The sequence below is a fragment of the Bacillus marasmi genome, from assembly GCF_902168435.1.
GTDB lineage: Bacteria > Bacillota > Bacilli > Bacillales > Cytobacillaceae > Bacillus_BU > Bacillus_BU marasmi.
Genome location: NZ_LR656164.1, coordinates 45,016 through 66,330 on the forward strand (window position 1 = coordinate 45,016; position 21,315 = coordinate 66,330).

Consider the following 21,315-nt stretch of genomic DNA (forward strand, 5'->3'; position numbering starts at 1 on the left):
TGATAGGGAGAAACCAAAGCAAAAAGAAAAAGCATTCTCCCGATTGGGAAAATGCTTTTTCGAAAGTATTCTCGGCTTATGGAATCATAAATGAGAATACAGTGTGTTGTAGGTAAGTCATTATACAAACAAGTAATACTAAGAAGAAGCTGTATTTGATAGTGAAACGGAATAAATCTGATTCTTTACCAGCTAAACCAACGGCTGCGCAAGCAACTGCGATTGACTGAGGTGAAATCATTTTACCAGTTACACCACCAGAAGAGTTAGCCGCAACGGCAAGGACTGGGTCCATTCCAACTGACAATGCTGTAATCTTCTGTAAGTTTCCAAATAGTAAGTTTGCAGATGTATCGGAACCTGTGATAAATACTCCCAACCAACCAAGTAATGGAGAGAAGAATGGGAATAATGCACCAGTTTTTGCTAGTGACATACCAAGAGTTGTACTCATACCTGATGAGTTAGTTACATAAGCGAAACCAACAACAGATGCAATTGTAAGGATTGGGAACGCTAATTCTTTTAACGTATCTCCCAATACTTTAACCCAGTCACCCCAAGAGATGCTTGTGATGAATTTAGTGATTACGCAGGCAATTAGGATTGCGGTACCAGCAGCAGCTAAAATTTCAAGCTTGTAAACAGCTGCAACAGGTGCCCCAGCAGTGTTAATTACTTTATTGTGTAATCCTGGAACTTCAGGCATATAAGTTAATGCATGACCAAGTGAGTTTACTGCTTTTAAGATTGCGTTTGTGCCTTCGTAGTGACCAGCTAAAGCAAGCTTAATCGTTGGGATACCCCATAAAGAAATGATACCTGTTAATACTAAGAAAGGTGACCAAGCTTTGAAAACTTGTCCGCCAGTATAGTGCTCTGGAGCTTTGTCTTGTTTTTTAGCAGTTGCAGTAGTTGCTGCCAACTCTGCCTCAGCACTGAAACGGAAGATCGTTTTTGGTTTCCAGAACTTAGAGAAGATAGCTAATGCAAATAAAGAAACTAATGCAGATAGAATATCCGGAAGCTCAGGTCCTAAGAAGTTTGAGCTTAAGTATTGAGTAACAGCAAAAGTTAAACCAGATACTAAGATCGCAGGTAAAACTTCCATAGTACGTTTAAAGCCAGCCATGATCCATACTAACATGAAAGGAACGAAAGCTGATAGGAATGGTAATTGACGACCTACCATTTTTGAAATTTCCATTGCAGGAATTCCAGTTGGTCCTTCAACAGCGATGATTGGAATACCGATAGCACCGAAAGCAACTGGTGCAGTGTTAGCGATTAAACATAGACCTGCTGCATAAAGTGGGTTAAATCCTAAACCTACTAAAAGAGCAGCGGAGATTGCAACTGGTGCACCGAAACCTGCAGCACCTTCTAGGAATGCTCCGAAAGAGAATGCTACTAATAATGCTTGGATACGACGGTCTTCTGTAATTGAAAGTACAGAGTTACGAATGATATCGAATTGACCTGTTTTTACAGTAATTTTATAAAGGAATACGGAAGTGATGATAATCCATCCGATAGGAAGGATCCCGTAAACTGCACCTTGAGATGCGGACATTACAGCCATACCAGCAGGCATTTTATAGAAGAACACAGCTACTAAAATTGCAATTAATAGCGTTGTTAAACCAGCGATATAACCTTTCATACGTTTGATAGCTAATGCCCAGAAAAAGTAAAGAATTGGAATAAGAGCTACTACTGCTGACCAAAGGAGACTATCTCCTACTGCGGTAAAATTCTGTGTGAATGTCATAATACTCCCCCAAGTATATAGATTTGGTTTGTTAACTTACCCCCGAAATTTTTGATAAAAATACTGTCACTCCTTCCAATATTCTAGTAAACGCTTTCAAAGGAGAAAAATAAATTCCTTTGCTAGGCATCTGTTCTAACGTGATAACGTGATAACGTGATGACTAGTTAAAACGAATTATATGAGAATATTGTCGAAAAAACAATATTATTATCGAAATTATTTTGCTAAAAAAACATTATTTTTATGCAAAGTTTTTTATTTTAATGTTATTTGTGTTGTTTTCCATTAGAAATATAAGGTTATTAAAGGTCTTGATACTTATATAGTATTTAAAGAAAAAATAATTCTTTTCCAGTTAACAAATATTAAAATATCACAATAATATTCGGTGTCTTTAAAGTTTGTCTATTTTGTGAATATTATTTAAAACACTTCCAAAAACTTATATCTATATAGTAATAATAGTAATGATGGTAATAATAGTAATATCTTTCAATGTTGATTGGTCAAAAGGTCATCAGATGACTTGTTGACTTGTCTTTGTCGAAATGAATTAAAGTCACGAAGGAGCGAAAAAAATGAAAGTAACCCTTTTTGCAACATGTTTGGTGGACTTGTTCCGCAGTAATGTTGGGAAAGCCACTGTAGAACTGCTTGAACGTTTAGGGTGTGAAATTGATTTTCCTGAATCACAAATTTGTTGCGGGCAACCAGCATATAACAGTGGCTATGTGCAAGAATCTAAAGAAGCCATGAAAAAGATGATTGAGACCTTTGAACATGCCGAGGTTGTTGTTTCACCATCAGGTTCATGTGCCTATATGTTTACTGAATATCCGCATGTATTTAAAGGAGATCCGGTATGGGAGCCGAGAGCGAAAAAACTCGCTGCCAAGACATACGAGTTAACTCAATTTATCGTAGAAGTATTAAAGGTTGAAGATGTTGGAGCAAAATTTGATGCAACTGTTACATATCATACTTCCTGTCATATGACTAGATTACTTGGAATTAAAACTCCACCACTTACTCTTTTACAAAATGTGAAAGGGCTAAAATTTACTGAGCTCCCTGGTAAGGAACAATGCTGTGGGTTTGGTGGAACGTTTGCTGTGAAAATGCAACATATCTCAGAACAAATGGTTGATGAAAAGACACAACATGTTGAAGAAACAGGAGCTGAGTATTTAATCGGTGCTGATGAAGGATGCTTATTGAATATTCGGGGAAGAATTGACCGTAAAGGAAAGCCGATTAAAGTTTTGCATATAGCTGAAGTTTTAAATATGCGCTAATTTTATTGGTTATACCGCTAATATATACAAATAACAGAATTATGTTTTTATCAAATATAGCTAGATTTCAAAGAAAAAGGGGGCAATATTATGCCAATGAAAATCGGCGAAGACAGCTTAAAAGAACGCCTTGATAAAGGGATTAATGATACCTTTATGCGTGGTGCGGTAACAAAAGCCCAAAACAGTATGGGGGTTCGTCGTGCAAATGCTGCAGAGGCGTTAGGAAACTGGGAAGAATGGCGTAATCATGGTGAGGAAATTCGAAAGCATGTTCTTGAAAATCTTGATTATTATTTAATGCAGCTAAGCGAAAACGTAGCTAAAAGGGGCGGGCATGTCTTTTTCGCACAAACTGCAAAAGAAGCAAATGATTACATCGAAAATGTTGTCAAAAGTAAGAATGCTAAAAAAGTGGTTAAAGCAAAATCGATGGTTACGGAAGAAATCAATTTGAATAAGACCTTGGAAGATGCCGGTTGTTCAGTAGTGGAGACTGATCTTGGAGAATACATACTTCAAGTGGATGATCATGAGCCACCTTCACACATCGTTGTCCCTGCTTTACACAAAAATAAAGAACAAATTCGGGATGTATTTACTGAAAAATTAGGCTATACAGGTACATCTGTCCCTGAAGAGCTTGCGGCGCATGCTCGTAAAATGCTTCGTGAAGAGTTTTTGTCGGCAGACGTAGGTATTACTGGGTGTAACTTTGCGGTGGCGGAAACAGGGTCTATCAGTTTAGTTACCAATGAGGGGAATGCGGATTTAGTTACAACCTTGCCTAAAACTCAAATCACGGTTATGGGTATGGAACGTCTTGTCCCTACTTTTGAAGAAATGGAAGTATTAGTTGGTTTACTAACACGCAGTGCAGTTGGGCAAAAGCTGACTAGTTATATCACGGTATTAACAGGACCGCGTGATGAAGGTGCTGTTGATGGACCTGAAGAATTTCACTTAGTTATTGTCGACAATGGTCGTTCGGATATTCTTGGCGGTGAATTTCAATCAGTTTTACAGTGCATTCGTTGTGCTGCTTGTATCAATGTTTGCCCAGTATATCGTCATGTTGGCGGTCATTCTTACAACTCTATTTATTCCGGTCCAATAGGAGCCGTGCTAACTCCATTAATTGGAGGGTATGATGATTTTAAAGATTTACCATATATGTCATCTCTTTGTGGGGCTTGTACGGAAGTTTGTCCAGTGAAAATCCCGCTTCACGAACTTCTTCATAAACATCGACAAGTCATTGTGGAAAAAGACGGCAGAGCACCTATAGCTGAAAAATTAATTATGAAAGCCTTTGGGTTTGGTGCATCAACTCCTGCGGTCTATAAATTGGGGACAAAATTTGCACCAGCTGCTATGAATCCATTTGCTGTAGGTGATGTCATTTCCAAGGGGCCTGGACCATTAAAGGCCTGGACTGAGATGAGAGATTTCCCTGCACCTACTAAAGAGAGATTCCGTGATTGGTGGAAAACACGTGAAAAAGGGGGTAAAGCATAATGCAGGGAACTATTCAAAATCGTGATACATTCCTTCAAACAATTGCAACGCGGCTTGGACGCGATAAGCCAAATATCGTTGCGAAAACTCCTAAATATATGTACAATCCGCAAGATTCGGTTATGAAGGGTTATACCCAAGACCAATTAGTAGATGTATTAAAAGAGCAATGTAAAAATATCCATACAACTGTTGTGCTAACGAATCGGCAGAACCTCCCTTCGGAGCTAAATGGAGTAGTGAAGGGTTTTGGTGGGGGACCAATCTCTGCGTGGGATGATGCTCGCTTCTCAGAATATGGTTTAGATAATTTAATGAAAGTAGAGTGGCCGAAAGAGGGGATCGATATTCAAGTTTGGGATCCTTCTAAGGGTGGAAAAGCCAATATTGATTTTGCCGAAAAGGCCAATATTGGTATTACAATCAGTGACATTACGCTTGCTGAGTCAGGAACTGTTACTTTGTTAAGCGATAAAGGCAAGGGAAGAAACGTAAGCTTCTTACCTGTTAATTCGATTATGATTATCCCTAAAAGTACAATTGTACCTCGTATCACACAAGCAGCTAGAATTTTACGAGAAAAGGTACAAAAGGGCGAGCAAGTTTCTTCGTGCATTAACTTTATTTCTGGCCCAAGTAACTCGGCTGACATCGAGTTGAATCTTGTTGTTGGTGTGCACGGACCTGTTAGAGCCACATACATTGTCGTTGAAGATATTTAAGATATTTTAAGCTATTTTAGCAGCGTTCAATCGAATGCTAGCTTGAATAGCTTTTTTTGTAGTTATTTTTTCGTTATAAATTCCTTTTCATATTTCTGCAGAACGTTCACATTTTGTTCTATTTTCACAAATTTATCTTGTGAAATTATGAAAATATTCAATAATTAAGCCAAATTAAAACGAAAAACAAAAACTGTTATATATCAAATTTCATTCTGTTATATAAAAAGAAAACAACATTTTTCCTGTAATAAATAACGTTCTATGGTATTCATAAAAAAACTGTGTTATAATTTCTCCATAAGGTGTATGACATTTGTCACAGCAAAAAATATAATCATGTATTACAATGCAAATAGAAAAAGTGTCATTTGTGTTAACAATATTGCAAATGATGGAAAAGTACTGGGAGGGAGAACATGTCAGTCTTACCGAAAAAAAATGACCTTGGTTTTTACGAAATCCGTCTTGAATCTATTGGAGGATTAGGAGCCAATTTAGCAGGGAAAATGTTAGCTGAAGCAGGAGTTTTAGGTTTGGGGCTTAATGGTTCGAACTTTTCTTCTTATGGATCAGAAAAGAAAGGTTCTCCAGTAAAAAGTTTTATTCGCTTCTGCGAGCCAGAAGTTGATATTAGAGATCACAGTCCGATTGAACAGCCGCATGTTGTAGGTGTTTTTCATGAAGCACTTTACAAAACAATTGATGTTGTAAGCGGTTTAACTTCGGATGGTATCGTCTTGGTTAATACGGAACGTGATTTTGATGATGTGAAAAAAGATTTAAAGCTTGAATACGGAACTTTGGCAATTGTTGATGCTTTAACGATTGCGGTTGAGGAAAAAACAAAGGTTAATACAGCAATGCTCGGGGCATTGTTTAAAATTTGTGATTTCCTTGATCCAGATTCAATGCGTAAGGTTATTCGAAAAACCTTTGAAAAGAAATATCCTCATTTAGTTGAACCAAATATCCGTACATTTGACCGAGGGTATAACTCAGTTACATTTAAAACATACGAAACTCCAGAGGGCGTGGACGGAAAAGCGTTTAAACGACCACAGCCACAATTAGGATATATGACACAAGAATTGGGTGGCGTAATTGTTGCTCAAGCAAATAGTATTTTCAAAGACTTAAGCGGATCACGTCAAGGATTCTTACCTGAATATAAAGCGGATGATTGTATCCACTGTGCAGCATGTGATACGGTTTGTCCAGATTATTGCTTCGTTTGGGAAGAAGGCGAAGACAAGCGCGGTCGTAAGCAAATGTTCTTAAAGGGGATCGATTATCAATACTGTAAAGGCTGCTTAAAGTGTGTAGAGGCCTGTCCAACCACTGCATTAGCAGATTTACGTGAAGTAATTGGCTATGCAGATGATAATCGTGTGAAACAGAACTTTCCTTATGTTACAGGGGGTATGAGATAATGGCAATTCTTGAAGATAAAGTTTCAACAGGAATTTCTGCAGAGCAAGTAACAACATTTGAATCAGGAAATGAAATGGCTGCGATGGCTGCAGCCCAAATCAATTATCATATTATGGGTTATTTCCCAATCACTCCATCAACTGAGGTAGCGCAATACCTTGATATGATGAAAGCACGTGGAGAACACGATATCAAATTAATTCCAGCTGATGGTGAGCATGGTTCAGCCGGAATTTGTTATGGTGCTGCTGTAACTGGTGCACGTGTGTTTAACGCAACAAGTGCAAACGGCTTCCTCTATATGATTGAACAATTACCAGTTCAAGCTGGAACTCGTTTCCCTATGGTCATGAACTTAGTAACGCGTTCAGTTAGTGGTCCGCTTGATATCCGTGGTGACCATTCCGATTTATACTATGGCCTAAACACTGGCTGGGTTATTTTAACAGCAAAAACACCACAAGCTGTTTACGATATGAATATCATGGCTTTAAAAATCGCTGAGCATTCAGAAGTAAGATTACCAGTAATCGTTGCGTATGACGGCTTCTTTACTTCACACCAAAAGCGTAAAGTTAATTATTTCAAGGATCGTAAAATTGTTCAGAAGTTTGTTGGTGAAGCTCCAACCGATTACAATTTTGCTCGTGATCCAAAGAAACCAGTAACAATTGGTGCGCACATGGATGGTCACGACTTAATGAACAACCACTTCCAACAATCCGAAGCGATTTATCGTGCTGGTGAAGTATACAAGGAAGTAGCGGCTGAATATGCTAAACTTTCTGGCAGAAACTATGATGTATTAGATTTGTATAAAATGGAAGATGCTGAAGTAGCATTATTCTTATTAAACTCTGCTGCAGAATCTGCGAAGGATGTTGTTGATAAGTTACGTGCACAAGGAATTAAAGCTGGTGTAATCAGCCCGAATATCATTCGTCCTTTCCCAGCAAAAGAAATTCGCGAAGCATTGAAAAATGTAAAAGCTTTACTTGTTGGTGAACGTGCTGATTCTTATGGTGCAAATGGTCCAAACTTAACTCATGAAGTTAAATCTGCCCTACAAGATGACAAGGAAAATAAAACAATCGTTCTTAGCCGTGTGTTCGGTCTTGGCGGTAAAGACTTCTATGCGGATGACGCTGAAGCCTTCTTCAAAATGGCAATCGATGCAATGGAAAAAGGTTATGCTGAAAAGCCATTTGATTACTTTGGTCATGTACCAGGTAATCCAGAAAAAGTCTTAAAGCCAGTAATTGAACCACAACATGGTGAAGCATATAAGACAGGTCTTATTCAGGTTACAAAGGATGAAGAGACTAACAAATTAAAAGTGAAGATTCCACCACTTCGCGCTTTAACAACAAAGCCTAAGCGTATTGCATCAGGACATGGTGCATGCCCAGGCTGTGGTATTTTCGGTGGTCTAGAATTGTTCTTTAAAGGAATTGAAGGCGATGTTGTCGTATTATTCCAAACAGGCTGTGCCTATGTAACGACAACTGCTTATCCATATTCTTCACATAAGCAAACGATGATTCACAACTTATTCCAAAATGGTGCAGCAACATTGTCTGGTACAGTTGAGGCATTCCTTGAATTGAAACGCCGTGGTGAAGTTGAAATTTCTGATGATGCTACCTTCGTTATGATAACTGGTGACGGCGGTATGGATATCGGAATGGGATCAGCAATTGGTACGGCACTTCGTGTACACAAGCTGATTATGCTTGAATACGATAATGAAGGCTATATGAATACTGGTTCTCAATTGTCATACTCAACACCAATTGGACACATGACAAGCACTTCATCTGTTGGTAAAGTTCAACAAGGTAAAACTTTCCATCATAAGGATACGCCACAAATTATGGCTGCAACTAACATTCCTTATGTGTTTACTGGAACAGAAGCCTTCCCACAAGATTTAATTAAGAAGGCGGCAAAAGCTCAATGGTATGCGCAAAACGTTGGTACTGTTTACGGTAAAATTTTGATTGCATGTCCATTAAACTGGAAATCAGAAGACCGCTACGGTACAACTATCGTTGAAGCAGCTGTTAACTCAAACTTCTTCCCGCTATATGAGGTTGAAGAAGGTGTAACAACTATCACTTACAACCCTGAGGAAAAGAAGAAGAAAATTGCTGTTTCCGAATGGTTGAAATATATGGGTAAATCTAAGCATTTACTCAAGGAAGAAAACAAGCCATTACTTGAAGATTTCGAGCGAATCATCGAGAAAAGATGGCAACAGCTTAAAGCAAAACACGAAAGTCCATTCCTATAATCCTAGTATTTCATAGCCAATCCATGAAATATTAATCATTTTTTACCCATTCCTATATTTTGACCCAGCGCCTTTGGTGTTGGGTTTCTTTTTGTAAGAAAGTATAATAGAAATGAAAGGGTGGTTTGATGCGGTATTATACGAAAATTGCTAGTATTATTGATGAATTGTTCTTAGTTGCAGAAGATGAAAAGCTTTCGGTTATTCACCTAGGCGAAGCGGATTTTCATAAACATGAGGACACTACCATGATTACCTATCAGCCTGAACTTCCCTGCCTTAAGGAGGCAGCACAGCAATTGCAGGAATATTTTGCTGGTAAAAGAAAGACATTTAACCTGCAGCTCTCAGTTTGCGGGACAAGCTTCCAAAAATCGGTTTGGGAGCAACTGAGCTTAATCCCTTTTGGTGAGACAAGGAGTTATCAAGATATTGCTGTTGCAATCGATAATCCTAAAGCCGTTCGTGCTATTGGTCAAGCAAATAAAGCCAATCGTTATCCCATTATCATTCCATGTCATCGAGTCATTGGTAAAAATCACTCACTAACAGGCTACGCCGGAACACGAGTGGATATTAAAGAAAAATTACTAGAATTTGAAGGTGCACTATAAATACAAGAACTGAGATCGTGGATGAGCAGCTTGCTTTTTACGAGCTCAGTTTTTTTATCTAGACTTGATTTTGAAAATTCACAATATATCCATGTGATAGAAAGTGGTAATTTTATATGATGAACCTAGAATCGCAGAGAGGGTGTGAATAATGACTTTTTTTTAAAATCGTATAAGGTCAAAAGAATTAACAAAGTATCAGATTTTAGATGGTAGAATGGATATACCTGCTAAAACGAGGCAGGATTACCATTACCTTCAGAAAGGTTATGAAGGTGAAGTTCAATTTGATAAGTTTGCTACTGACGCAGGTCTTGATCAAAAATTTCTTATTTTAAACGATTTATTCTTAAATTACGACAACAATAAATTCCAAATTGATTCTACAATCATTACTCAAAGAGCAATCCTCCTCAGCGAAATCAAAAATTTTGAAGGTGATTACTATTACCAAGATAGAAACTTTCATTATAACTCTAACTCTCCAAACAATCTCACCAAAAATCCCTTAGAACAACTTAATCGAAACAAAATACTACTCGGTAAACTCCTTTTTAAAAATGGCTTTAATCTTGCTATTGATGGCAATGTTGTCTTCATTAATCCTGAGTTCTTCTTGTATCAAGCCCCGAGGGATGAACCCATCGTTTATCGTCCTCAACTAAATAAATTCATTCAAGAAATTAATTCAAAGCCAGCCAATCTCAATGGTTCCCATATAAAACTAGCAGAAATGTTGGTGAGTCATCATATTGCGGATGCTTCTTATTTGGTGTTTCCTGCGTATGATTTTAACTCACTGAAAAAAGGAAATAAGTTCAAACAATGCTTCTCATTTTCTGTGGTGGTCGACGGGAGAAAGCTTGTTTGTGCCGATTGCGGTCATGTGGAGAAGATCGAAGCTGCTATAGTGCGGAGCGTGGGGGAGTTAAGATTGTTATTTCCGGACATGAAGATAACGACAGCGATTGTTTATGAGTGGTGTGGATTGCCAATTACCGTAACTTGGGTTTGGAAAATTCTTAAATCAACTATAAATTAGTAGGGTATGGACAATGGTCATATTATGAATAATGGTGATTTTCTATTTAGTTGGTTGGATACTTAATTTTGGTGGTCTATTGAGCATAATTTGAAAATTGAGGGTTATTGAGTACGTGGTTTTAGTGATGTGCAAGAAAATAAGTAGTCAATGCGGGTTATTGAGTACGTGGTTTGAGAGTGGTGCAAGAAAATAAGTAGTCAATGCGGGTTATTGAGTACGTGGTTTTAGCGAGGTGCAAGAAAATAAGCAGTCAATGAGGGTTATTGAGTACGTGGTTTAAGAGTGGTGCAAGAAAATAAGCAGTCAATGCGGGTTATTGATTACGTGGTTTGAGAGTGGTGCAAGAAAATAAGCAGTCAATGCGGGTTATTGAGTACGTGGTTTGAGAGTGGTGGAAGAAAATAAGCAGTCAATGCGGGTTATTGAGTACGTGGTTTGAGAGTGGTGCAAGAAAATAAATGGTCAATGAGGGTTATTGAGTATTAAATTTTTAAGTGCCTCCCAAAATAAGTAGTTATTAACATATCAACACTACTCTTTTAAAGAGAAAATTCGACAATTACTGTCGATAAAAAATAATATTGAAAAAAATGTCTAGTTTTGCGATTCTATTTACTTTTTATTCATTTCTTGTGATAATTCATCAGTAACGTTGATTAATATAGTTATACCAATTGATTAATTGAGATGAATTGAGATGGGATTGGGTTAGGAGGAAACAGAAGTTGTACCAGGAAAAAGAAAGTAAGTCTTTAATGGAAGAAATTAATGAGTTAAAAACAAGACTGGTTGACACGGTCGAAAAGAAGGGAAAAACTCTTACGGATGAAGAAACGGTCAAACGAAGTCAGGAATTGGACCAGTTGATCTTTCAATATCAAAAAGAGGCTTTTACGAAACTAAAGCGACAGGAGGGAAGTAAGGCAGTACTTTGGTCAATGATGGCACTAATACCCAATGTGCTTGTCGAAGCTTGAAATTTAGATTTCTTATTCTGGACGACATTTTGAAAATTTCTCAGTTACGGTTTTTGGTGAAAAAAAACAGTTGTGCGCGGTCGATGTTCCCGTACAGCTTGACTATCCCTATAAATAGAAGAAATAAGCAAAAAATAAGAGGAGTACTCAAAAGAACGCCAAATGAGTATTCCTCTTTTCTTTGTCTTTGTAAAGGGTAATTTATTAAAATATTTCAATGATTAATATCATAAACAATAGGCCAAGGATAAATGAATAGGTCGAAGTTCTTTCATTACCATCACCGTGGCTCTCAGGAATTAACTCCTTATAGATGATAAACAACATTGCCCCAGCTGCAAAAGCTAGTCCATATGGAACTAAGTTATCAACAAAAGAAGTTAAATAATATCCGAAAAATGAAGTGACAATTTCAATCGTCCCGGTTAATGTAGCCAAAATAAAAGCTTTGAACTTGCTAATATTTTGATTAACAAGGAAAAGTGCAACTAGCAAGCCCTCAGGAGCATTTTGAAATCCGATTGCAAAGGCAATAAGGTTTCCCGTTTCTAAGGCGGGATCAGATGCGTAGCTGACTCCAACTGATAACCCTTCAGGGATGTTATGTAACGTTATTGCCGCAATAATGAGTAACGCTTTTTCATCGAATTGTATATTTTTACTAGAATGGTGTAAATCCATATGTGGTATATACATTTCTAATAGTGTTAATGTTACTACTCCAAGAATAATTCCTATTGTTAACTGTAAAAATCCACCGCTATTTAATGCTTCTGGAATCAGTCCCATTGTTGACGCAGACATCATAATTCCCGCAGTAAAGGCGAGTAGGAGGTCACGAAAGCGGTGTGTTACTGATGTATTCATGAATAAAATGATTAATGCTCCCAGACCTGTCGAAAGGGCAGAGAGTGTACTACCGATTGCAACCTGCATTATATCTCCCCCCTACTAAATACTTATTTTCCTGATTAAACATGATAATATTGTAGCTTTTTATCGCTATTCCATCAAACTATTTAGCTCTTAAAGAATAATCTTATATGAATCTACTTCATTAATTCAAGAATATATAAAAGATTGTACTAGACCCTTCTTTTTACACATATATCGTAATAAACACGGTTTTAATGAGCAAGCCGAACCGCAAAACTTTCTAAAAAGGAGGGCATGAATGATATGCACATTTTAGTCTGTGTGAAGCAAGTGCCTGATACAAAAATCATAAAAATAAACCCGAAGACCAATACGCTTGACCGGCGCAGTGCACCGGCAATATTAAACCCTTATGATGGTCATGCTGTGCAAGAGGCAGTAAGGGTTAAAAGAGAAGTCGGTGGAACAATTTCAGTGTTGTCAATGGGACCTCCACAAGCGACTGCGGTAATAAAGAAAAGTATAGAAATTGGTGCCGATCGTGGCTATTTAATATCAGATCGAGCTTTTGCCGGAGCTGATACTCTTGCGACGAGCTATGCTCTCTCGAAGGCAATTGAAAGAATTGCAGAGGAACATCCAATTGATTTAATCATTTGTGGTAAGCATGCGATTGATGGTGATACTGGACAAGTTGGACCTGGAATTGCCAGACGAGTAGATATTCCTCCTATCACTAATGTAATTGAAATTACAGAAATCAATAAGCAGAAAAATAAAATCATTGTGAAGCGAAAAATTACAGATGGTTATGAGCTTATTGAAACGAAGTTCCCATGTCTGTTAACGGTTGAGAAGCAAATAAACGATATTGAATATGCACCAATGCCAAACATGATTAAAGCTGCCCGCTATGAGCCAGTCATTTGGTCAGTCAATGATCTTCGCAATGTTGATAGACCGCAGCTCGGTTTAAAAGGATCACCAACAATTGTTGGGAAAATGTTTACACCCCCGCGACCTGAAGGTGGAAAAAGGCTTGAAGGATCAGCCTCTGAACAGGTTGATCAATTAGTGACACTATTAATGGAGCAAAAACATCTGTTTCAATTTTCATCTAATCAAAAATAATTTTTTTTGAAATTGTTCTAATTGAAATGGGGAGATGAATTATGAACGAATATCAAGGTGTTTGGGTTTTTATTGAGCAAAGTAGTGGGAATATTGCTGGCGTCTCCCTGGAATTATTGGGTGCAGGAAGAAGCCTAGCCGATAAGCTTTCGGTACCGCTTAGTGGGGTACTGTTAGGTGATGGTGTGAAACCTTTAGCGGAAACCGTAATTGCTCATGGTGCAGATCAAGTATATCTAATCGATAACCCTGTTCTTAAAGATTATCGAACAGAATCTTATATGAAGGGTGTCGTCATGCTGGCAGAAAAGTATAAACCGGAAATCTTTTTATATGGAGCAACATCAAATGGAAAGGATTTGGCCAGTGCAGTCGCAACTGACCTGTCCACCGGTTTAACGGCGGATACAACTATGCTTGATGTTGATGTGGAAAAGCGACTATTAGAAGCGAGCCGACCTGCGTTTGGTGGTAATATCATGGCCACGATTCTCTGTAAAAAACATCGACCGCAAATGGCCACCGTTCGTCCGAAGGTGATGAAAGCACTTGAGCCGAACCAAAACAGAAAAGGTGAAATCATCGAGGAAAGCATTTCGATTGCAGAATCTGAAATGAGAACGAAAGTGCTAAAAATTGTGAAAGAGGTCACAAAAAAGGTGAATTTAGCAGAAGCGGATATTATTGTCGCTGGTGGCAAAGGAATGGGTGATAGTAAAAATTTTGAACTCATTCACGAATTCGCGTCGTTAATAGGGGCAACTGTAGGTGGTTCACGAGATGTCGTTGAGGCAGGCTGGCTCCCGCATGAGCACCAAGTTGGGCAAACAGGGGAAACTGTAACACCGAAAATTTACTTTGCGATTGGCATCTCGGGGGCGATTCAGCATGTTGTAGGCATGAAAAACTCGGAATTAATTATTGCGATTAATAAAGATGCTAACGCACCCATTTTTGATGTAGCAACTTATGGAATTGTTGGGGACGCCCTCGAAATTCTACCTAAATTGATTGACCAATTTAAGAAGCTACGCACCGAAAAAGGCGGTGAAATGAGCTATGTCTGAAAAATTTGATGTCATTGTTGTTGGGGCTGGACCGGCAGGTACCTCCTGTGCGTATACTTGTGCAAAGCAAGGTTTAAAAGTGCTGCAAATAGAACGAGGCGAATATCCTGGCAGTAAGAATGTAATGGGCGGGGTATTGTACCGAAAACAGATGGAGGAAATCATTCCTGAATTTTGGAAGGAAGCCCCGCTGGAGCGACCTGTGATAGAGCAACGCTTTTGGATGATGGATAAGGAATCAGTCCTTTCATTTGGGTATAAAGGGCTGGAATGGGCACAAGAGCCGTATAATAATTTCACTGTGCTACGGGCAAAGTTTGATCAATGGTTTGCAGAAAAAGCAGTTGAAGCAGGTTCATTGTTAATTTGCGAGACAGTTGTAACGGAATGTATCGTTGAAAATGGAAAAGTTGTTGGTGTTAAAACAGACCGACCTGATGGGGAAATCTATGCCGATGTCGTCGTATTGGCAGACGGGGTCAATTCATTGTTAGGTAAGCAGCTGGGCTTTCATAAGGAATTTCGACCAGATGAGGTTGCCTTAACGGTCATGGAAGTGATTAACCTTCCTAAGGATAAAATTAATGATCGTTTTAATCTTGAGGACAATCAGGGCTGTACAATTGAAATTTTTGGTGATTCAACGAAAGGAAATCTAGGAACTGCCTTCCTCTACACAAATAAAGAAAGCTTAAATATTGGCGTCGGTACGACGTTGTCGAGCATGATCAAAGCGAAGCTAAAGCCTTATGACTTACTGGATCAATTGAAAAATCATCCAATGGTGAAACCATATTTAGAGGGTGGAGAATCAGCCGAATATTTAGCGCATTTGATACCGGAGGGGGGCTTCCATTCAGTTCCGAGAGTGGTCGGCAATGGCGTCCTAGTTGTCGGTGATGCGGCGCAATTTGTTAATGCCATTCATCGAGAGGGTTCAAACATGGCGATGTCTTCAGGAAAAATGGCTGCTGAAGCCATTGTGAAGGCAAAAGAAATGAATGATTTTAGCGAGACAGGCTTGAATAGTTATAAAGACGCTTTAAGTCGCAGCTTTATCATGAAGGACCTGGAAAAATACAAAGATACAGCTCATACATTTGAAAATTATCCGCAATATTTCAAAGAATATATGCCGATGATGAACCAGGCAGCGAGCAAATTCTTCACGGTGGATGGCACACCAAAGCGTGATAAGCAAAAAGAAATCATTCGCAGTATGACAAAGGAAAAAGGAAGAATGAGAGTATTGCAGGATATTTATCGGGCTTGGAGGGCGGTTAAATAATGTCGACAAAAACAATTGAGGAAAAACAATATTTGGTCAGGTTTAAAGCGGATACAAAATCGCATTTAACTGTGCTAGACCATGATACTTGTGCGACAAAATGTCCAGAGAAATATTGTACAGTATTTTGTCCGGCGGAGGTTTATAAGTGGGAAGACATCCGCATGCATGTCGGCTATGAAGGTTGTCATGAATGTGGCAGTTGTCGAATTGGTTGCCCATACCAAAATATTAAGTGGGAATATCCTAAGGGAGGACATGGAATTATTTTCCGCCTAGCTTAATTCATACTGAAACAATAATAAGCTAACCTTCAGTGCTTAATGATAGTGCTGGGGGTTAGTTTTTTGTTAGTGGTTGATAAATTAAGGGGTATATAGATGAGTTGGTTGTGTTTAATATTTCACATACAAGGAGAAAAAGAAGAAAGAAAAAATGGTTAGGGGACTTAGACGCAGCTTAGTTGGCTTTTTCTATAAAATCAAGCATTGATATCTCTGAATCCTGACAGGCTTTTTCTAAAACTAAGGCAGCCTCATATGCTTCATCAAAGGTTTTGTATTGAGAAGAGCGATGTAAGGGGGTATTCCAATTAAAGGTTCCTTCACAATCAGCGGGATAAATAGAAACCTTCCAATAATAATATGTTTCATAAGCCTCGGGGTAACCTTCTAAGGAAACTAGCCAATGAGTTAACCTAGAGTCAGATTCCTGTATCGAGCTTCTGTCCTTTGTTCCCATCGTAATTAACGATTTGGGATAAAATTCACGATAGGTACTAAAATGCATGCTTTTCCCTCCTTAGCGAGTTGTCTCTTTAATATATGAATGAAATGGAAAAACCTTGATATAAATTTTAATTTTTCTTGTCAGTGAAATAGTTGGCTTTATTTTTAACAAATAAAAAAATGGATTTTTTCAAAGTATAAAACGCAAGAGTGATAATCATCACTACGATAAATCTGTATTCTTTTTATACTTGGTTCAAAGGAAATGAAAGGGGAAATACTTGATGATGCAAGGTTGCGCAAGTACGATGATGGGGAATGGAACAGTAACATTAAGCGAGGGGCTTGCCCAGTTGAAATGTGAACATATTCCGTTATTAGAGAAGCTTCATGGCTTGTTTGATATATGTTCAAAAATAGATAAAAATGAAGCTGTTAAAGAGAATTTTGCTCAATTAGAGCCAGCAGTAAGTACCTTTATCGCTGAGCTTGAGCCGCATTCTGAGCGGGAGGAAAGAATTCTGTTTCGAATGATGGAAAGATACTTGGGTGTCGGAATGGGACCGATTGCGGTGATGGAGCATGAGCATACTCAAGCCAAATTATTAATTGGTCGCTTTTTTGAAAAGACAGCTGAAAAACGTGATCATTTGAGTCTTGATGAGATGAAGGAATGCAGTGATTTTATTAAAAATGCTTATTTCACGTTAACTGATCACTTTTCTAAGGAAGAAAATGTGTTATTTCCAATGGCGGAAAATATGCTTTCAGATGAAGAAAAAGCAGAGCTAGCTGAGAAAATTAAACAGATATAAACGAAAAAGGATGGGAGCTCCCATCCTTTTTTTGACTTTAAGAATATAGGTCTTTCAATTTTTTATCAGATGGTAATAGGCTTGTGAAAATTCCTAGTAATGGTAGAAGTCCGACTATTATCATTGTTTCTGTAAGGCCAATGACGTCGGCCATGTATCCGAGTCCAACCGAGCCAATTGCACCCATCCCAAAGGCTAAACCAACCGTTAAACCAGCCATTGTACCAATTTTGCCTGGAAAAAGCTCCTGGGCATAAACAACGGTTACGGAAAAACTGGTCATTAAAATAAAGCCAGAAATCGCTAAAAATACTAAAGCTAACGTACTATTTACAAAAGGCATGAATACGGTTATTGGAGCACAACCTACTAATGAAGCAAAAATAACAGTCTTTTTACCAAAACGGTCAGCTAGTGGTCCACCAAAAAAGGTACCAACCGCACCTGCTAATAAAAAGACGAAAACATAAGTTTGCGACGCTCTTATTGTAAGTCCATAATGTTCAATCGCATAAAAGGCATAGTAGTTTGTCATCCCCGCTACATACCAGGACCTTGCAAAAATTAAAAATAGCACCACGCCTAAACCAAACCAAGCAATCTTCGGATAGGGTTGATTCAGCGCTTTAGAATGACCGTTTTTTTGAGTTTGATTTCGTTTCTCTATTAGCAATTTCGCACTGTACCATTTTGAAATATAAATGAGTAATCCAACCGCAGCTGCAGCAACTAAGATAAACCAAGCAGCTCCTCGTTGTCCAAGTGGAACTAGCACGGCAGCAGTGATAAGGGGAGCTAATGATTGACCTGTATTTCCACCAACCTGATATATTGATTGGCCTAAGCCGCGTCGTGGTCCCGATGCCCAAAAGGCAACTTTAGAGCCTTCCGGATGAAACATGGCTGAGCCAATTCCCATGCAGGCAACAGAAAGCATGATTAGCTCTAGATTTGGAGCAAATGTCAGACCTGTTACCCCGATTAAGGTTAAACTCAAAGCCAGCGGAAGTGTGTAAGGCTTTGGTTTTTTGTCGGAGTACATTCCGATGATAGGCTGCAAAAGTGAGGCGACGATATTTAACGAAAAGGCAATCATCCCTAATTGTGTATATGATAACCCCATCGATTTTTCTAAAATTGGAAACATTGCTGGAACAACTGCTTGAAGTGTGTCATTTAATAAATGGCAAAGACCAAGAATGATTAATATTTTATAGGTTGTGGCTTGTTGTTGATTCCCTGTGGACCCAACGTTTAGCGCAGCTTGACTCAAAGTGTTTCGCCTCTTCCTAAATAAGTATATTTAATATTTGTATCTTACATAATTTTTGGTTTAAATAGAATGATTTTGCTTGAGTCCTTGCATATAACATCAAAGCTTTAACGATATTTGACATATATGTTGCGATTTACTATAATTACTTTGAATTCAAGATTTTTTTATTAATTATTGAGGATGAAGCGGCAATGAGTACTGAGCAAATTAATCAATCATTAAAATTATTTATTGTGCTTTCGCGTTCATATAAAGCAATTAACGAACAGGTAAACAAGTTTATTGCCAAAAATGGCCTAAACCCAACTGAATTTGCTGTTTTAGAGCTTTTGTATCATAAAGGAGAGCAGCCACTTCAGCAAATAGGGGGCAAAATTCTACTAGCAAGCGGCAGCATCACGTATGTAGTAGATAAACTAGAGCAAAAGGGATTACTAAAAAGAGTTGCTTGTCCAAATGACAGACGTGTAACATATGCAAAAATCAGCGATGAGGGAAAGCAATTTATTGAAGACATTTTCCCAGAGCATGAACAAAGAATTAATGAAATTATGTCAGTACTTAGTGATGAAGAAAAGAATACCGCGATAGACATACTGAAGAAATTAGGTTTATCTGTCGGAAAATATTAAAACAGCGGTCATAATTAAGACTGCTTTTTCTTTTTTTAGGAGTAGGTCAAGCGAGTTTATCATAGCATTTTATCACTAGGGAGGTATGAATGATGAAGTTTTCAGAGTATACATATTCACGACCCAATTTAGAACAGATAAAGCAAGTGTTTGACCAGGAACTTGACCATTTTAAGAATGCGGCGACTGTAGAAGAGCAAATTAACGCTAATCAAAACATCAATAACATCCGCGATACGATTAGCACGATGTTTAATTTATGTTATATACGACATTCAATTAATACAAATGACGAGTTTTATAAAAACGAACAAGATTATATTGACGAAATTGATCCTGAAGTGGAGGAGTTAGTCACAAAGTACTATCGGTTGCTAACGACTTCAAGGTTCCGGAGTGAGCTCGAAAAAAAATGGGGAAAGCAGTTGTTTGCTCTAGCTGAAGCTCAGCTAAAAACATTTGCTCCAGAAGTGATCCCGCTTCTCCAGCAGGAAAACAAGCTTTCCTCTGAATACACAAAACTCATTGCATCTGCCAAGATTCACTTTGAAGGTCAAGAGCGGACGCTGCCTCAGCTAGAGCCTTTTGCACAGTCGCCAGACCGCAATATGCGGATACGTGCAAATGAAGCACGATTTGGCTTTTTTGCAGACAATGAGGAAAAGCTCGATGAAATATTCGCTGAACTTGTGAAGGTTAGAACTCAAATTGCCAGAGGGCTTGGTTACAAAAATTTTGTCGAGCTTGGCTATGCGCGGATGAGTCGAACCGATTATAACGCAGATATGGTAGCAAATTTCCGAAAACAGGTTCTCGAGCATATCGTTCCACTGGCAGATAAGCTGAAGCAAAGACAAAGTAAGCGAATTGGTGTTGAGAAACTAAAATACTATGATGAGCCGATTATTTTCCATACAGGCAATGCGACTCCGAAGGGAGGACCAGAGTGGATTATCGAAGGCGGGCAGAAGATGTACAATGAATTAGCGCCTGAGACTGGGGAGTTTTTCAAGTTTATGACTGAAAATGATTTAATGGACTTAGTTTCTAAGCCAGGTAAGGCTAGTGGTGGTTATTGTACGTTTATTGAAAATTACAAAGCACCATTCATTTTCTCTAATTTTAATGGTACATCAGGAGATATTGACGTCTTAACCCATGAGGCAGGTCATGCGTTTCAGGTATATTTAAGTCGTAACTTTGATATTCCAGAATATTACTGGCCAACTTATGAGGCTTGTGAAATTCACTCGATGAGTATGGAGTTTTTTTCTTGGCCTTGGATGAAGGAGTTTTTTAAAGAGGATACTGAGAAATATCAATTTGCTCATTTAAGCGGTGCGTTGTTGTTCTTACCATATGGTGTTGCAGTTGATGAATTTCAGCATTGGGTCTACGAAAATCATACAGCAACCCCACAAGAACGGAAGCAAGCATGGCGGGAAATTGAGAAAAAATATATGCCTTATAAAGATTATGATGGATTGCCATACTTGGAAAATGGTGGTTTTTGGCAGAAGCAAGCCCATATATATAACTCTCCATTCTATTATATCGATTACACGCTAGCGCAAATATGTGCTTTTCAATTTTGGAAACGCTCAAGGCATGACTGGAAAGAGGCATGGAGCGATTATTTGAAGCTTTGCCAGCTAGGCGGAAGTAAGTCGTTCACAGAACTAGTAGCACAAGCGGGCTTAGCTTCACCTTTTAAGGAAGGCTGCGTAAAATCAGTCATTGATGAAATAGATCAATGGTTAGCATCTATTTCAGATGATAAGCTATAAGAGTATGTTGTTTTGTTAATAATAAAAAATCTCACTTGGACAA

General features: G+C 38.4%; 19 protein-coding genes. 15 read left to right on the forward strand and 4 right to left on the reverse strand.

Annotated elements, in window-relative coordinates:
• Positions 1-76 precede the first annotated feature (76 nt).
• Positions 77-1,771 (reverse strand): L-lactate permease, encoded by a 1,695-nt coding sequence (locus FXW34_RS00215; RefSeq protein ID WP_147531703.1) that lies wholly within the window; start codon positions 1,769-1,771, stop codon positions 77-79.
• A 581-nt stretch (positions 1,772-2,352) separates the two neighbouring features.
• Between FXW34_RS00215 and FXW34_RS00220 the strand changes: the two genes are divergently transcribed.
• From FXW34_RS00220 to FXW34_RS00255, 8 genes are all read left to right on the forward strand, one after another.
• Positions 2,353-3,069, forward strand: a complete 717-nt coding sequence (locus FXW34_RS00220) for a (Fe-S)-binding protein (protein WP_147531705.1) — start codon at positions 2,353-2,355, stop codon at positions 3,067-3,069.
• Positions 3,070-3,159: 90 nt separating this feature from the next.
• Complete coding sequence (locus FXW34_RS00225) at positions 3,160-4,587, forward strand: LutB/LldF family L-lactate oxidation iron-sulfur protein (RefSeq protein WP_147531707.1); 1,428 nt, start codon at positions 3,160-3,162, stop codon at positions 4,585-4,587.
• The gene (locus tag FXW34_RS00230; protein WP_147531709.1) at positions 4,587-5,309 is read left to right on the forward strand and encodes a LutC/YkgG family protein; all 723 of its coding nucleotides are present in this window, start codon (positions 4,587-4,589) and stop codon (positions 5,307-5,309) included. Before FXW34_RS00225 ends, FXW34_RS00230 begins: the two co-directional genes overlap by 1 nt.
• A 419-nt stretch (positions 5,310-5,728) precedes the next feature.
• The gene (locus FXW34_RS00235; protein ID WP_147531712.1) at positions 5,729-6,742 is read left to right on the forward strand and encodes a 2-oxoacid:acceptor oxidoreductase family protein; all 1,014 of its coding nucleotides are present in this window, start codon (positions 5,729-5,731) and stop codon (positions 6,740-6,742) included.
• Positions 6,742-9,036 (forward strand): thiamine pyrophosphate-dependent enzyme, encoded by a 2,295-nt coding sequence (locus tag FXW34_RS00240; protein WP_147531714.1) that lies wholly within the window; start codon positions 6,742-6,744, stop codon positions 9,034-9,036. The genes FXW34_RS00235 and FXW34_RS00240 overlap by 1 nt, the downstream gene beginning before the upstream one ends.
• 128 nt (positions 9,037-9,164) lie before the next feature.
• Positions 9,165-9,650, forward strand: coding sequence for a methylated-DNA--[protein]-cysteine S-methyltransferase (locus tag FXW34_RS00245; RefSeq protein ID WP_147531716.1), 486 nt, complete (start codon positions 9,165-9,167; stop codon positions 9,648-9,650).
• A gap of 217 nt (positions 9,651-9,867) precedes the next feature.
• Positions 9,868-10,692 carry a nuclease-related domain-containing protein gene (locus FXW34_RS00250; RefSeq protein WP_147531718.1) on the forward strand — a complete coding sequence of 275 codons (825 nt, stop codon included), beginning with the start codon at positions 9,868-9,870 and terminating at the stop codon, positions 10,690-10,692.
• A gap of 728 nt (positions 10,693-11,420) precedes the next feature.
• Positions 11,421-11,672, forward strand: a complete 252-nt coding sequence (locus FXW34_RS00255; protein ID WP_147531720.1) for an aspartyl-phosphate phosphatase Spo0E family protein — start codon at positions 11,421-11,423, stop codon at positions 11,670-11,672.
• A gap of 204 nt (positions 11,673-11,876) precedes the next feature.
• Here the strand turns inward: FXW34_RS00255 and FXW34_RS00260 are convergent, their stop codons facing one another.
• The gene (locus FXW34_RS00260) at positions 11,877-12,611 is read right to left on the reverse strand and encodes a ZIP family metal transporter (RefSeq protein WP_147531722.1); all 735 of its coding nucleotides are present in this window, start codon (positions 12,609-12,611) and stop codon (positions 11,877-11,879) included.
• Between the two features lie 240 nt (positions 12,612-12,851).
• Between FXW34_RS00260 and FXW34_RS00265 the strand changes: the two genes are divergently transcribed.
• From FXW34_RS00265 to FXW34_RS00280, 4 genes are read left to right on the forward strand one after another with little or no spacing between them, the layout of a single operon-like run.
• Positions 12,852-13,679: an electron transfer flavoprotein subunit beta/FixA family protein gene (locus FXW34_RS00265; protein ID WP_147531724.1), complete on the forward strand. Its 828-nt coding sequence runs from the start codon at positions 12,852-12,854 to the stop codon at positions 13,677-13,679.
• A 41-nt stretch (positions 13,680-13,720) separates the two neighbouring features.
• On the forward strand, positions 13,721-14,746 hold the full coding sequence (locus FXW34_RS00270) for an electron transfer flavoprotein subunit alpha/FixB family protein (RefSeq protein WP_147531726.1): 1,026 nt from the start codon (positions 13,721-13,723) through the stop codon (positions 14,744-14,746).
• Positions 14,739-16,034, forward strand: coding sequence for an FAD-dependent oxidoreductase (locus FXW34_RS00275; RefSeq protein WP_147531728.1), 1,296 nt, complete (start codon positions 14,739-14,741; stop codon positions 16,032-16,034). The genes FXW34_RS00270 and FXW34_RS00275 overlap by 8 nt, the downstream gene beginning before the upstream one ends.
• Positions 16,034-16,318, forward strand: a complete 285-nt coding sequence (locus FXW34_RS00280; RefSeq protein WP_147531730.1) for a ferredoxin family protein — start codon at positions 16,034-16,036, stop codon at positions 16,316-16,318. Before FXW34_RS00275 ends, FXW34_RS00280 begins: the two co-directional genes overlap by 1 nt.
• 175 nt (positions 16,319-16,493) lie before the next feature.
• Here FXW34_RS00280 and FXW34_RS00285 read toward each other — a convergent pair whose 3' ends face one another.
• A complete protein-coding gene (locus FXW34_RS00285; RefSeq protein WP_147531732.1) occupies positions 16,494-16,823 on the reverse strand; it encodes a hypothetical protein in 330 nt (109 codons plus the stop codon).
• Positions 16,824-17,046: 223 nt separating this feature from the next.
• Here FXW34_RS00285 and FXW34_RS00290 point away from each other — a divergent pair, with 223 nt between their 5' ends.
• Positions 17,047-17,577 (forward strand): hemerythrin domain-containing protein, encoded by a 531-nt coding sequence (locus FXW34_RS00290; protein ID WP_246140786.1) that lies wholly within the window; start codon positions 17,047-17,049, stop codon positions 17,575-17,577.
• Between the two features lie 37 nt (positions 17,578-17,614).
• Here the strand turns inward: FXW34_RS00290 and FXW34_RS00295 are convergent, their stop codons facing one another.
• The gene (locus FXW34_RS00295) at positions 17,615-18,850 is read right to left on the reverse strand and encodes an MFS transporter (protein ID WP_147531733.1); all 1,236 of its coding nucleotides are present in this window, start codon (positions 18,848-18,850) and stop codon (positions 17,615-17,617) included.
• Between the two features lie 194 nt (positions 18,851-19,044).
• On the opposite strand from FXW34_RS00295, the gene FXW34_RS00300 reads away from it, so the two are divergent.
• Both FXW34_RS00300 and FXW34_RS00305 read left to right on the forward strand, forming a co-directional pair.
• Positions 19,045-19,485: a MarR family winged helix-turn-helix transcriptional regulator gene (locus tag FXW34_RS00300; protein ID WP_147531736.1), complete on the forward strand. Its 441-nt coding sequence runs from the start codon at positions 19,045-19,047 to the stop codon at positions 19,483-19,485.
• 92 nt (positions 19,486-19,577) lie between these two features.
• Complete coding sequence (locus tag FXW34_RS00305) at positions 19,578-21,272, forward strand: M3 family oligoendopeptidase (protein WP_147532324.1); 1,695 nt, start codon at positions 19,578-19,580, stop codon at positions 21,270-21,272.
• The last annotated feature ends 43 nt before the right edge of the window (positions 21,273-21,315 follow it).

Coding starts and splice junctions, on each gene's coding strand:
- FXW34_RS00225 (WP_147531707.1), top strand. CDS start 3,160: ATGCCAATGAAAATCGGCGAAGACAGCTTAAAAGAACGCCTTGATAAA.
- FXW34_RS00250 (WP_147531718.1), top strand. CDS start 9,868: ATGGATATACCTGCTAAAACGAGGCAGGATTACCATTACCTTCAGAAA.
- FXW34_RS00285 (WP_147531732.1), bottom strand. CDS start 16,823: ATGCATTTTAGTACCTATCGTGAATTTTATCCCAAATCGTTAATTACG.
- FXW34_RS00230 (WP_147531709.1), top strand. CDS start 4,587: ATGCAGGGAACTATTCAAAATCGTGATACATTCCTTCAAACAATTGCA.
- FXW34_RS00235 (WP_147531712.1), top strand. CDS start 5,729: ATGTCAGTCTTACCGAAAAAAAATGACCTTGGTTTTTACGAAATCCGT.
- FXW34_RS00220 (WP_147531705.1), top strand. CDS start 2,353: ATGAAAGTAACCCTTTTTGCAACATGTTTGGTGGACTTGTTCCGCAGT.
- FXW34_RS00265 (WP_147531724.1), top strand. CDS start 12,852: ATGCACATTTTAGTCTGTGTGAAGCAAGTGCCTGATACAAAAATCATA.
- FXW34_RS00270 (WP_147531726.1), top strand. CDS start 13,721: ATGAACGAATATCAAGGTGTTTGGGTTTTTATTGAGCAAAGTAGTGGG.
- FXW34_RS00305 (WP_147532324.1), top strand. CDS start 19,578: ATGAAGTTTTCAGAGTATACATATTCACGACCCAATTTAGAACAGATA.
- FXW34_RS00215 (WP_147531703.1), bottom strand. CDS start 1,771: ATGACATTCACACAGAATTTTACCGCAGTAGGAGATAGTCTCCTTTGG.
- FXW34_RS00300 (WP_147531736.1), top strand. CDS start 19,045: ATGAGTACTGAGCAAATTAATCAATCATTAAAATTATTTATTGTGCTT.
- FXW34_RS00290 (WP_246140786.1), top strand. CDS start 17,047: ATGATGCAAGGTTGCGCAAGTACGATGATGGGGAATGGAACAGTAACA.
- FXW34_RS00280 (WP_147531730.1), top strand. CDS start 16,034: ATGTCGACAAAAACAATTGAGGAAAAACAATATTTGGTCAGGTTTAAA.
- FXW34_RS00245 (WP_147531716.1), top strand. CDS start 9,165: ATGCGGTATTATACGAAAATTGCTAGTATTATTGATGAATTGTTCTTA.
- FXW34_RS00275 (WP_147531728.1), top strand. CDS start 14,739: ATGTCTGAAAAATTTGATGTCATTGTTGTTGGGGCTGGACCGGCAGGT.
- FXW34_RS00240 (WP_147531714.1), top strand. CDS start 6,742: ATGGCAATTCTTGAAGATAAAGTTTCAACAGGAATTTCTGCAGAGCAA.